Here is a 12444-nt window from a genome sequence, read left to right as displayed (position 1 = left end):
CCGTTCGATTTAACCCCTTGAACGCGCTACCTATAACACCTCGTCCGCGCTAAAGTGCAAGTCATGGCTCGCCGCAACCTCGACAGCTACCCCCGCCCCGGCGTCACCGTGGACCTGGCGGTGCTCACGGTCACCGACGCGGGCACCGACGACGCGGCGTTGCGGGTGCTCGTGCAGGAGCGGACCGCCCCTGACGGTCGAGTGCTGCCGGGGCGCTTCCTCCGCGAGCGACACACCGTGGTCGACACCGTGCAGGAGGTCTTCGAGCACAAGGTCGGCGTGATCCCCAGCGAGGTCACTCCCCCGCGACTGTTGCGGCTCTTCGACGCACCTGACCGCGACGACCGCACCTGGGCGATCTCGGTCGCCTACTCCGTCTCCATGCCCGAGCTCGAGCTGCCGGGAGCGAAGGGGGACCTCGTCGCCGTGACGTCGGACGGAGCACTCGCCGACGGCGGCCCGATGCTGTGGGACCACGACGAGATCGTCTCTGCCGCAGTCAAATCACTGCGTGAGCGCTACGAGTTCCGCTTCCGCAACGACAGCCCGCCGCCGGACCCCGACGGCTTCCTTCCAGAGCCCTTCACGCTGCACCAGCTGCGCAAGGTGCACGAGGCGGTCATCGGCGAGGAGCTGCACAAGGACAACTTCGCGCGGCGGATGAAGCCGCAGCTCGCACCCGTGATGCGGGGTGGTGAGGTGGTGAAGTCCACCGCTCACCGGGGGCGGCCGGCGACGCTGTATCGACGGACCCCAGCATCGGAGGCTTGAACCACTGCACCGCTCTTGCGCCGCTAACTTGGGACCATGAGTCGATCGTTCATCAAGGCATACGGGCTTCACTGGCTCCGCGACGAGGTGGAATGGCGGTCCAACGGCCACCTGTACGGGCGTCGGAACGCCAACGTCAGTGCTCTTCGGCTCGCCGACATGTGGACTCAAACTGGTATCTACATCCTCCACGACGCCTACGGCGCCTACTACGTGGGTCAGGTCGAGTCGCAGACCCTCGGCGAGCGGTTGCGCCAGCACACCAAGGACACGCATGGGGACAAGTGGGATCGGTTCTCGTGGTTCGGCTTCAACGCCATGCTGACCGGGAGAACCCCGGACGGAGTGCATCGCGTCAAGGACACCCGGCCGAAGGACCTTCTCGGCAGCACCGAGCGCACCATTCATGATGTCGAGGCTCTGCTCATCATGGCCCTCGGGTCCCACCGCACGGGCAACAAGCACACCGAGAAGTTCACGGACGCGGAGGAGTGGGAGCAGGTCTGGGACCACGAGAAGGACAAGTACCTCGCGGTGGCCCAGCGGCAGGCGGACAACCGGACGGGTCCGATGTTCCGCTAGTCGGCGATGCTGTTGACCGAGGAGTACGCGTCTCGCAGTTGAGCCTGAGCATCGATCAACCAGTCGATTGCGTCGTCCCACTGTTCGCGATCCTCGATTGAGGCGAAGGGAGAGACCAAGGTGACACGTGCGGCCTTGCGCCCCTCCATGGGATCCCACTGGAGCTCAAGGTCTAGATGTACTGACCCGGGACGTTAGGTACGGGATGGGCGAGTCGGCGTGACATGAGGAAGACCTCCGAGTGAGGTGTGGAGCTGTTCAGGAACACACACGGCTCATCACGGAGGCCTTCATGACCCACGCTAATGCTTTGCTCACTCCACGCGGTCGGCTGGGGCTGGCCCGGTGCGTTGTCGATGATGGGTGGCCGCTTCGTCGCGCAGCGGACCGTTTCCAGGTTTCGGTCACCACGGCCAAGCGGTGGGCCGATCGGTACCGCGCGCACGGCCCGGCAGCGATGGGCGATCGGTCCAGTCGTCCACGCTCGTGCCCTCACCGCACCACGCGCCGTCAGGAGCGGCGCGTGGTCGGGATGCGCGTGTCCCGTCGCTGGGGGCCAGCACGGATCGCGTACCACCTGGGCTTGAACGTCTCTACGGTCCAGCGGATCTTGACCCGCTACGGGTGCTTGCGCCTGTCCTGGACCGACCCCGCGACCGGGATCCCGGTCCGTGCGAAGCGACGGCAGATCGTGCGCTACGAACGCGAGGCGGCCGGGGATCTGATCCACGTCGACATCAAGAAGCTAGGACGCATCCCCGATGGCGGAGGACATCGTGTCCACGGCCGAGCGCAGGGCGGGCGCAACTCCAGCGCCCACCGGGAACAAGGCCGGCCACGCAAGGTCCACGGTCGCCCGAACCTGGGCTACGCGTTCTTGCACCACGCGGTCGATGACCACTCGCGCTACACCTACTCCGAGATCCTGACCGACGAGAAGAAGGAGACCGCGACAGCGTTCATGGCCCGCGCCCTTCAGCACTTCACCTCCATCGGCATCACCACCCAACGGGTGATGACCGACAACGGGGCCTGCTACCGGTCGCAGATGTTCCGGGACCTGCTGGCCGAGCACGGGATCAAACACAAGTGGACCCGCCCCTACCGGCCGCAAACCAACGGCAAAGTTTGTGAGTCTGTTGCGTGGTGCTGCACCGGCCGGTCTGACCCCGGCCAAGGTGTGACCACGGTGTCCTGCGTTCGATTTGTCGGCCGGTTCCGGTGCAGCGCCGTGGAGCGCGCCGGCCAGACGGATCTGACCTGATAGGAGCTTGGACTAGAAGCCCCGTCACAGACCTGTCGCCCGTCCGGCCGGTTCGCCCCATCCGTCAGATCAGCCCTAACGGAGGAGCGAATCCCAGCATGACAATCTCAGCGGTCACTGTCATCGGTGGCGTCGATACCCACAAGCACACTCACTACGCGGCAGTGGTCGACGACCATGGCCGGCTACTCGGACATCAGGAGTTCCCCGCCAATGATGCGGGCTATCGAAGCCTGCTGGGTTGGATGCGCGAACACGGCCAGATCCAGGCGATCGGCGTGGAGAGCACCGGCTCCTTCGGCGCCACCCTCACTCGAGCGCTGACCCGGGCCGGACAGCGGGTGGTCGAGGTGAACCGTCCGAACCGGCAGGCGCGGCGCATGGACGGCAAGTCCGACCGCCTCGATGCCGAGCAGATCGCGCGAGCAGTTCTCGCTCAGACCTCGACCGCGATTCCGAAGGCCAAGTCCGGGACGGTGGAGGTGATCCGGACCCTGCGGGTGACAAGAGCCAGCGCCGTCAAGGCCCGCACACAGGCCTTCAACACGCTCTGGGGGGTCATGATCGGCGCACCATCGCCACTGCGCGACGACCTGGTCAACCTGACCAAGCGCACGCTGGTCAACAAGTGCGCTGGCTTGCGCCCCGAGTCCGACGACCTCCTCTCGCTCAACAACGACCCCGATCGCCTCCTCATGGCAGCGGTGAAGACCTCCCTGCGGGACCTCGCGCGGCGCTGGAAGATCCTGGATGAAGAGATCAAGGCGCTCAACCGGCAGATCGACGTGATGGTCCGAGCCACCGCACCGCAGCTGCTGGACCTGCATGGCGTCGGGGTCGAGATCGCCGGCCAGTTCCTGGTCACCGCCGGCGACAACACCGACCGAATCCGCAATGAAGCCGCCTTCGCCAAGCTCTGCGGCGTCGCACCTCAACCCGCCAGCAGTGGGCGGACCACCGGACGGCACCGCCTCAGCCGCAGCGGCGACCGAGCAGCCAACAGCGCCCTCTACATCGTCACGATCGTCCGAATGCGACACCATCAGCCCACTCGTGACTACGTCGAACGACGCACCGCCGAAGGCCTGAGCAAGCGCGAGATCATCCGCTGCCTCAAGCGCTACATCGCCCGCGAGGTCTTCAACAACCTGCCACGCTCCACGCTCATCGAACCCCGGCTCGAGATCGTCCACGCTGCCGCTTGACGAACATAGGAGCATCGAGCGGTTCAACCGCAGGGTCTGCCCCGAGTTCGGTTGACACCTGATCTCTGAGGTTTCGGCCTTAGGCGGAAGGATGTCCCCGTGGCAAAGCCCTACCCCAAAGAGTTCCGTGACGACGTCGTGGCCGTGGCCCGCAAGGGTCAGGCGCCCTTGTCGCAGATCGCGAAGGACTTCGGCATCTCCGAAGGCTCGCTGGCGAACTGGGTGAAGCAGGCCGACATCGAGGACGGCAAGCGCACCGGCCTGACCGACGACGAGCGCAAGCAGCTGCGTGAGGCGAACAAGAGGATCCGGCTCCTCGAGCAGGAGAACGAGGTCCTGCGCAGGGCAGCTGCCTACCTGTCGCAGGCCAACCTGCCGGGAAAATAGTCTTCCCGCTCGTCCGTGAGATGGCCGCGGCCGGTGCCCTGATCAGGGTGCCGGTCGCGGTGGCGTGCAGGGTCCTGGGCTTGTCGACCCAGGGGTACTACAAGTGGCTCAAAGACCCGGTCTGTCAGCGGGACTGGGACGACGCGCACCTCATCGACGTTCTCTACGACCTTCATGAGGACGACGCCACCCTCGGCTACAGGTTCCTCACCGACGAGCTCGACCTCGAGCACGGCATCAGAGTCGGCGAGAACCGCGTGCACCGGCTCTGCCGCATCGCGGGCATCACCGCGTCACACCACAAGAAGCGCAGCAAGGCGGGCTCCACCGGGCCTGCACCGCACGACGACCTCCTCGCAGTGGTCGACGAGCACGGCGTGGTCCGTCACGAGTTCGTGGCCGATGGGCCGAACAAGGTGTGGCTGTGGGACATCTCGGAGCACCCCACGCGGGAGGGGAAGCTCTACATCTGCGCGATCAAAGACGTCTGGTCGAACAGGATCGTGGGCTACTCCATCGACTCACGGATGAAGTCATCGCTCGCCCGGGCCGCGATGCGCAACGCCGTCGCGCTCCGATCGCCGACTGGGACGATCTGTCACTCGGACAGGGGCGGTCAATTCAGGGCCAAGAAGACCCAGCGGCTGCTCGCGAACAACGACCTGATCGGCTCGATGGGCCGCTCCTACGGCGCCGGCGACAACGCCAGCATGGAGAGCTTCTTCTCCCTGCTGCAGAAGAACGTCCTCGACACCCAGCGCTGGGACACCCGCGAAGACCTCCGCCTCGCGATCGTCACCTGGATCGAGACCAAGTACAACCGACGCCGGCGCCAACGCGCCCTCGGGAAGCTCACCCCTGTCGAGTTTGAGATGATCTACGCGACCGCAGAAGCGGCGTGATTACTGCAAACCCCGAGTGTCAACCAGATCGGGGGCAGACCCGCACCCTGCAAGAGGAATGGGCCTACGCCCGCCCCTACGCCAGCGAAAGCGAACGCGTCGCGGCCTTCACCGACTTCCTCCACACCTACAATCACGACCGCGGCCACACCGCACTCAAAGGCGCCTCACCCGCACACCGCGTACCCAACCTGGCGGGTCAGTACATCTAGATGCTCCTCGAAGCGGTCCCGGCGCGACAAGAGGTGGCGGTAGCGCTCCGCATTCACCTCGGCATCGTCCGCGTTGAAGTAGAGCTGCACCTCGAGCCCTGATGCGGTCCATACCGTCGCCACGACGACACCGGGAATCCCCACACTCATGTCGATCCATGATCCGGCAGACGACGTGCCTCTCGTCCACGTCGGGTGTTGCGCGCGGACCTCGGCAAGGGCCGACTCCCAGAACTCCCGGTAGAGCGCCGACTTGGGACTGTGTCCCGCGGCAGGCCCCCCGAGGAACTCCTGCCGCACATCACGTAGCCGGCGGCCATCCGCAACGGCCCAGAAGGACCAGCCATTCGTCGCGCGCTTGCGCAGGTGTTTGGCGGCGCCTGACGGCGTGTCAAACGACTTGCCATCCAGATGGATCCTCAGGTCCTCACCGATCACGGCCACCCGGCCCACGAAGTCCCGATGGGTCGCCGTGAGGAGGTCTCCGGTCTGGAGCATCCCCCCTTCGACGAGGTGCTTGAGCTGCACCCAGTCCCCCGCCTTGGTCTGCGGGTCCACGACCATTCCGTGATGCCCTTCGGGCACGGGCCACACGTCCAGCAGCACATCGATCATCTGCGCCGTGCGCGCGTCAATGGCCGCCTCGTCCCACTCCGAGTCGTCACCCGTACCGACCAGACGGCCGGTCATGGTCATCGTGTTGTGCTTGAGCATGGCTTCGCGCTTGCTCGCCCATGGGCCGTTGGAGACCTTGGAGTTGAGCGAGGTGGTGAGCAGGGTGAGGTTGCCGAGACGGTTGACCCTCTCCTGCCTTTCGAGCGCTTCCTCCGGACCCACAACCGGCCAGTTGTCCTGCCACTTCTGCGGGAGCACGTGCTCGATGGGCAGGCCCGTCCGAGCGACCTGTGGCTGACGTGTCTCCGCGCGATAGGCGTTCTCGACCGCTTCGAGATACATCCGCAGACGGGCCCGGGGAAACCGGCTGTACGCCGCTTCCCGCGACAGGGCCTGCCGGACCTCGTCGTCACCCGGCCAGTAGGTGCTGGACACGTTGAGGCGTGACAGGTGAGCGATCACCCGCTCGGCGAGATCATCGACCGGAGCGTTGTCGTTGGCGGAGATGATGTCCGCGACGATGCGACCGAGGTCGGAGGTCGTCATCCGGAGGAACTGTCGACGCACGACCCAGCTCTCGGCGGCGGTCACGATGCGCTCGATCTGCGAGGCCGGCGCGTCGCGCCCCGGAGAGTGCAGCCACAGCAGCAGGGGCTTGAGCAGCTCTAGCTTGCTTGCCTTCATGCGATACATCGCCATCTCGACCACGGAGAGGTCACCGCTCGGTGCGTCAGCGGCCAGGGTCCATGCCTGGTACTGGTCGGCCTGCTTCTTGATCAGTGGCAGAAGGTCGGTCATCGACAAGTCCGGCTGGTGCTCGACGTAGGACTTGAAGCGGGTGAAGGTCGCCTGAGGGCTGACTTCCTCACCGGTCTGGGACACCAGCCACTGGTTGAGGAAGAGCGAGCTGCGGCTCACGAAGTAGCGCCCGACACTCACCTCCTTCGCCCAGAACTTCGTCTCGAAGGGCCAGTCGTGCGTGTAGACCCGCTGGGCGTCGCCCCCTTCGGCCTCGATGCGTTGGAAGACGAAGTTGCGCACCAAGTCCGCAGCGGTCAGCGGGGTGCCGCGGGCGTTGAGGGTCTCGAAGATCTCCTGGGAGTTTTCCGAGGCCGTCAGCTCGATCGACACCAGCGTGAGGCCGCTCTTGAGGACGTCCGTCAGCTCCTCCGCTCTCGCGATGAAGTCGTCGGTCCCCGGCTCGCCGAGCCACTGCTCGACCACCGTGACGAAGTAGTGGTGCGCCATCACGATGAGGCTGTCGCCGTGGTCGAGGGCATCGTGGTCGACCGGGCTCTCAGCCTCCATGACTTCGTCGAAGGCGGACCGGTCACCGTTGAGGTGGCGCAGCTTGAGTCGGCTCTGCCCCTCCGGGAGAAAGTCCTCGGCGTTGTGCGTCAACGACTCGAGCTGGTTGGCCAGGCGCTTCAGGCGGGCCGCCGAGAGCAGGGAGTGCGTGGCATCCATGAGGAGTTGCAGGGTCGTGATGCGCTGCTGGCCGTCGACGACATTCCACGCCGGCACCTTGTTGCCCTGCTGCGTCTGCCCCTGGATGACGACGGCGCCGAGGAAGTGCTGGGCTTGCAGGTGCGGTTGCCGCAGGCGCAGGTCCGTGACCCTCTGGATGTCCTGCCACAGAGGCTCCCACTGCTCGTCCTGCTTCCAGACATACGGCCGCTGGAAGAGCGGGATCACGAAGTGCTGCGGCAGCCCGAGCATCTCGAGCGGAGTTCGCTTGAAGGTGTCCACGGCGGCAGTCTGCCGTCCTCGCACCCACTGTGTGCCGGTGGACGTGTCGCAAGATCACGGAAGTGGTGGGCCACCCACCGACATCAGGCCTTCAGCGTCCGGATGCCGTAGTAACCCCCCGCACTGCTGCTCATGCCCTGCTCGTCCACGCGTCCGACAGAGAGCCGGTCACTCGACGGCGGGTCAAGCGCGATGTGCGCCAGGTTGCCCTTGGCGTCCTGCATCCATCGTGGCCATTCATCCTCGGTGATCTTCGTGGGCTCGGTGAAGCTCATCAGGGCGAAATGGGCCACGACGGCGTCGTGGGCGGTCCCGCTGGCCCCCAAGATCGCCTCGAGACGAGTCGCCTTGGACAGGATCTGCTTCTTCGTCCACCCGCTGTACGCCTTCACCTCCACGAGCCCGAGGTGGGTGCCGTCACCGTCCTCCCACACCAGGAGCAGGTCGATGTCCTCCTGGTTGGGCTCGAGCGCGTATCGGGTCGTGCCCGCCGGGTCGACCGCCTCGCGGACGTCGCTCAACGCCTTGTGAGGGCCGTGGGCCGAGGCCCAGGTGCCACGGTGCAGCTCGAGCGCCGCATACAGCCAGTTGAGGTGGTAGTCCGTCAGGACGAGGACGCCGTGATCGGGCACAGGCCATCCCAAGGCGCGGACTTTCGCGAGAAACCCTGGGTCGAGGGCGACCTCGCCAGCGGTGGCCACCTGCTGGAAGACGATGTAGCGCTCCTTGCGGTTGAAGCGCTCAATGAGGTCCTTGAGCGACTCACAATCAGTGGACGTGACCATTGGTGGATCCTTTCAACGGTGATTCGCAGGTTTGGCGCTGACTTCGGAGGCGAAGTTCAGCCCGGAAAATCCGAACCGGTGACCTCGCACAGCCATCGTGGCAGCCTCGACGAGGTCCGTAGCCGTGCGGCCCGGATACCCGTGCACGATCTTGCGCCACTCAGCCGGCACAGCAGAGGCGCCCCACCGGGCGCCGAGCAGGCCGCCGGCGATCGCCGCGACAGTGTCGGTGTCATTGCCGGGATGGCGCTGTCGAGTGCGTGCTGCAGGTGCAGGCCGGGCAGGTGGTCCGGCACGGGCGTGTGGTGGATCGCCGACCACGCAGCCTGCAGGGCTGTGACGACGTATCCGTTGCGCGTGAAGGGCGGCGGGTCCTGGGCCTCGGCCTCGTCGATGCAGGCCGCCCAGAAGCCCCGCGCATCGTCGGACAGGTACGGCAGGCCGACCCGCACGTCGAGCACCGCCTGCCGGATCGCCTGCGACCACAGGACGCACGCCTGCCCGGCACGCTCGTCAGTGTGAGTGAGCGCCGGGATCGCGTCGGCAGCCGCCGTGAGGCGCTGCGGGTCGCCGAGATGGGCCAGCGCGACCGGCGAGGTGCGCATGAGGGAGCCGTTGCCGCCCGTGTGACCGGTACGCGCGTGCAGGTTCGCAGCGGCCGCCGTCATGCGGGCGCTGATGCTGTCCGGCGTCCCGCTGAGAGGGCGCCGGCCCGACTCCTCGGGGGATGTCGCCTCACGGAGCGAGGAGAGGACGGAGCGGGTCTGGTCGCCGAGATCCGCATGGTCGGATTCGTGCCCGCGACACCAGGTCCTTGCCCTGCGCCGCCACCTCGAGGATCGGCCAGGTCATGGCCGTGTCATCGGTCCACTCCCCCGGAGCGAAGTTGCCCAGACCGCCGCCGACCATCGCCGGACCGTCGGGACCGACTGCGGCACATCCGAACTCGTACCCCGCGCCGAGGGCGTCCCCCACCGCAGAGCCGAGGACGGCACCGCACGCGCGGTCAGTCTGCGCACTCATGAGCACCATCAGGACACGTCCCCGACGCGCAGCGCCAGATCGTCACGGCTCCCGTGGAGAACGTACGAGTGCGGTGCAGTCTCGGCGTAGGTCTTGGCGAAGATCCACGCCAAAGTGGGCGAGAACTCGCACCACCGAAGACCGTCCAGTCCGACAAGCGGCCCTTCGCGCAAAGACGTGTCTCATGACGCGGATGCTGTCAGGGACCACCGACAGCGCTCTCAGTGCTGTCAGGCGCCAACCAGCGCCACCAGCTCGTCGCGCAGGCGAGTGTCCTGCGAGTCCAGGCCAACGAGCACCTCTTCGAGGGTCACCGAGGACTGCCGGAAGACGCCGGTCTCGGCGTTGCCGACGAAGAGGTGGCGGTAGTTGACCTCTGAGGAGTCCTCTGCGCCTGACCAATCGTCGCCGGAGGAAACCGCCGACCAGGCCGATGGCCCGAACTTGATCCGCAGGGGCGCCAGCAAGCCCGGCTTTTCGCCTGTTTCGTGGAAGTAGATCGTCCACTGGGCTATGCCTTGGAGGTTCGCGGCGGCATTTGCAGTCGCGCCCTGCCCTAAGGCGTCGTTCAACTGACCCACTAGGACGGCTGAGCTGAAGTCACGCAGGCGCCGCTTGACCTCCATGAGCAAGGCCCTCCCTTCGCCGAAACGCTCGCGCGCTTGGGCTGCCAGATCGGTGACGAACTGCTTGGTCGCGGCCTCGACAGGGGTGGTCTGGTAGCGGCGGGCCTCTCCCGTCTCGCACATGGCGACGACGAAGTCCAGAACATTGCTGTCATCCACGGGCCCCGCTCCTTCGGTGAACTTGCGATGGATCTGCTCGATGAATGCGAAGGCCTCAGGGGTGCACCTTGCGGTAGGCGCGGTCCTCGCTCAGTTCGCTGTACAGGCGATCGATGACGTTGCCGTAGGTCACGACAGCGGCCTGATCCCACTCGTTGGTCAGCAGGTGGCTCTGGACCTTGCCGCACAGGAGGACGACCCGGGCGCGTTTGCCCTCACGCGCACCGTGCGCGAGATAGCGCTGGTAGTCGTGGCCGTGCCCGTCCGTCGTGAAGTAGTTCTCGATGACCAGCACGGACTCTTCGCCCTCGAGCACGAGATCGGCGATGTCAGCGCGCCCCTGCGGTCCCGAGGTGTCGACCTCCTGCTGCACTCGGTAGACATCGTCCGCAGGAAGAGCCTCAACCGTCTGAGGGTCCGCGTTGACCGCGTCGACGAAGATGCGGACGAACCGGTCTCCCAGCCCGTGGGTGCCTTCCCGGTTCAGAAGCCACCCGAAGACGTTGGAGACCTGCTTCTCGTGCAGACCGTGGTGCATGACGTCGAAGACGTTGAACTCCGGGTCCAGCGAGCGCCCGAGCACGGGCACCATCGCGTTGACCAAGTCGTGGGCCATGTTCACCTCCTGATGCGTGCAATTACAGCGACCCTACTGAGACGGCGAGTACGGTAGAGGTTGGAGATCGGGGCCTGACCCCGGTTCTTGGACACGCAGAATCCAGCACCTGGTGCTGGGGAAGCGAGATGATTCGAGAATCATGGCCAGGAAGAACTACTCCGAGGAGTTCCGTCGTCAGGCAGTCGACTTGTACGAGTCCACCCCGGGCGCCACGGTCCGCGGCATCGCCGAGGATCTCGGCATCGTGCGGGGCACGCTGCGGCACTGGCTCGAGGCGTACGGGACCGGGAAGAAGACCGCTGCTGACGGGACGTTGACCTCCAGCCCGCTGCAGTCCAAGCCGTCGAAGAGTTCCTCGACGCCGGCTGATGAGACGTCGGAGCAGAAGATCGCCCGGCTCGAGGCTCGGGTCGACGAGCTCGAGGTCGAGACGACGAAGCTGACCACCGAGCGGGAGATTCTTCAGCGGGCGGCCAAGTATTTCGCCGGGGAGACGCGCTGGTGAGTCGCTTCCAGTTCGTCGCTGACAACTCCGCCACCTTCGCCGATCGCGGCGGGGTGAAGCGACTGTGCGAGCTCGTCGAGGTCGAGCGCTCGTCCTACTACGCCTGGCTCAAGGCTGCCCCGACACGCGAGGGGCGTGCCCGGGCTGATGCCGAGCTCGCGGAGCGGATCAGGGCCGTCCATGCCGAGGACAACACCCAGGGTGCGCCTCGGATCACCGCCGAACTCAACGACAACGCGCCTGCCGGTGCACGGGTGAATCACAAGCGCGTGGCCAGGGTGATGCGGCTGGAGGGCATCCGCGGCTATGTGAAGAAGCGTCGCGTGCGGACCACGATCCCCGAACCCTCGGGGCAGAAGTACCCAGACCTGCTGAACCGGGACTTCACCGCTCCTGCGCCGAACCGACGCTACGTCGGGGACATCACCTACCTGCCGTTGGCCGACGGGACGAACCTGTACCTAGCGACCGTGATCGACTGCTACAGCCGTCGGCTGGCCGGGTGGGCGATCGCCGACCACATGCGCACCGAGCTGGTCGAGGACGCTCTCAACGCCGCTGCCGCGACCCGCGGCAGCCTCAAGGGCGCGATCTTCCACAGCGACCACGGGTCGGTCTACTGCTCGAAGGCCTACGCCAAGCTCTGCAAGAAGCTCGGCATCGCCCAATCCATGGGAGCCGTCGGGTCGTCGGCCGACAACGCGCTCGCCGAGTCGTTCAACGCCACGATGAAGCGCGAGGTCCTCCAAGACGCCGCCTGCTGGAGTGACGACCTGACCTGCCGCCGGCAGGTCTTCAGGTGGCTCGTCCGCTACAACACCCGCCGCCGTCACACTTGGTGCGGCTACCTGTCCCCGTCCACCTACGAGGCCCGCCGGGCCGCTACGCTGCCGACCGCCGCGTAATCACACCCTGTGTCCAAGAACCGGGGGTAGGGCCCATCAGGGCTCCTACTGCAACTGCGCATAGGCACCCGAGGAGTAGGTGGCAAGTCCTCGCCGAGCCGTCGGCTCAACCAGGCATCGCACCCTGCGACTCCC

General features: G+C 66.2%; 10 protein-coding genes and 4 pseudogenes. 7 read left to right on the top strand and 7 right to left on the bottom strand.

From position 1 onward, the window contains the following. The first annotated feature begins 63 nt into the window (after positions 1-63). Together H7A72_RS06215 and H7A72_RS06210 are read left to right on the top strand one after the other, a co-directional pair. The gene (locus H7A72_RS06215) at positions 64-771 is read left to right on the top strand and encodes an NUDIX hydrolase (RefSeq protein WP_185221992.1); all 708 of its coding nucleotides are present in this window, start codon (positions 64-66) and stop codon (positions 769-771) included. 36 nt (positions 772-807) lie between these two features. Further along, entirely contained in the window at positions 808-1353 is a 546-nt protein-coding gene (locus tag H7A72_RS06210; RefSeq protein ID WP_185221991.1) for a GIY-YIG nuclease family protein, read from the top strand. On the opposite strand, the pseudogene H7A72_RS17100 reads toward H7A72_RS06210, so the two are convergent. Then, positions 1350-1514 (bottom strand): annotated as a pseudogene (locus H7A72_RS17100) (DUF4268 domain-containing protein); the annotation flags it as partial. The gene H7A72_RS06210 and the pseudogene H7A72_RS17100 sit on opposite strands and share 4 nt — an antisense overlap. A gap of 131 nt (positions 1515-1645) precedes the next feature. Here H7A72_RS17100 and H7A72_RS06200 point away from each other — a divergent pair. The 4 genes and pseudogenes from H7A72_RS06200 to H7A72_RS06185 all read left to right on the top strand — a co-directional run. Then, positions 1646-2482 (top strand): annotated as a pseudogene (locus tag H7A72_RS06200) (IS481 family transposase); the annotation flags it as partial. A 233-nt stretch (positions 2483-2715) separates the two neighbouring features. Then, positions 2716-3822, top strand: coding sequence for an IS110 family transposase (locus H7A72_RS06195; protein ID WP_084451329.1), 1107 nt, complete (start codon positions 2716-2718; stop codon positions 3820-3822). Positions 3823-3921: 99 nt separating this feature from the next. Continuing rightward, a protein-coding gene (locus H7A72_RS06190) for an IS3 family transposase (protein ID WP_223277805.1) occupies positions 3922-5111 on the top strand; the annotation gives its coding sequence in 2 pieces (ribosomal slippage) (positions 3922-4200 and positions 4203-5111; 1188 coding nt in all). Positions 5112-5152: 41 nt separating this feature from the next. After that, a pseudogene (locus tag H7A72_RS06185) lies at positions 5153-5323 on the top strand (integrase core domain-containing protein); the annotation flags it as partial. Here H7A72_RS06185 and H7A72_RS06180 read toward each other — a convergent pair. From H7A72_RS06180 to H7A72_RS06160, 6 genes and pseudogenes are all read right to left on the bottom strand, one after another. After that, a complete protein-coding gene (locus H7A72_RS06180) occupies positions 5279-7687 on the bottom strand; it encodes a DUF4268 domain-containing protein (RefSeq protein ID WP_223277804.1) in 2409 nt (802 codons plus the stop codon). The pseudogene H7A72_RS06185 and the gene H7A72_RS06180 sit on opposite strands and share 45 nt — an antisense overlap. 83 nt (positions 7688-7770) lie before the next feature. Then, positions 7771-8472 carry a hypothetical protein gene (locus H7A72_RS06175; protein ID WP_185221987.1) on the bottom strand — a complete coding sequence of 234 codons (702 nt, stop codon included), beginning with the start codon at positions 8470-8472 and terminating at the stop codon, positions 7771-7773. A gap of 12 nt (positions 8473-8484) precedes the next feature. After that, positions 8485-8793 carry an ADP-ribosylglycohydrolase family protein gene (locus H7A72_RS17095; RefSeq protein WP_370543571.1) on the bottom strand — a complete coding sequence of 103 codons (309 nt, stop codon included), beginning with the start codon at positions 8791-8793 and terminating at the stop codon, positions 8485-8487. 41 nt (positions 8794-8834) lie between these two features. Continuing rightward, positions 8835-9495, bottom strand: a pseudogene (locus H7A72_RS06170) (ADP-ribosylglycohydrolase family protein); the annotation flags it as partial. A gap of 230 nt (positions 9496-9725) precedes the next feature. Then, entirely contained in the window at positions 9726-10280 is a 555-nt protein-coding gene (locus H7A72_RS06165; protein WP_185221986.1) for a hypothetical protein, read from the bottom strand. 55 nt (positions 10281-10335) lie between these two features. After that, a complete protein-coding gene (locus H7A72_RS06160) occupies positions 10336-10896 on the bottom strand; it encodes a PD-(D/E)XK nuclease family protein (RefSeq protein WP_185221985.1) in 561 nt (186 codons plus the stop codon). A gap of 142 nt (positions 10897-11038) precedes the next feature. On the opposite strand from H7A72_RS06160, the gene H7A72_RS06155 reads away from it, so the two are divergent. Next, a protein-coding gene (locus H7A72_RS06155) for an IS3 family transposase (protein WP_185221984.1) occupies positions 11039-12309 on the top strand; the annotation gives its coding sequence in 2 pieces (ribosomal slippage) (positions 11039-11384 and positions 11384-12309; 1272 coding nt in all). Positions 12310-12444 lie beyond the last annotated feature (135 nt).

It is taken from the genome of Janibacter sp. YB324 (assembly GCF_014217915.1).
Classification (GTDB): Bacteria; Actinomycetota; Actinomycetes; order Actinomycetales; family Dermatophilaceae; genus Janibacter; species Janibacter indicus.
This window is presented reverse-complemented; position numbering and strand designations above follow the sequence as displayed.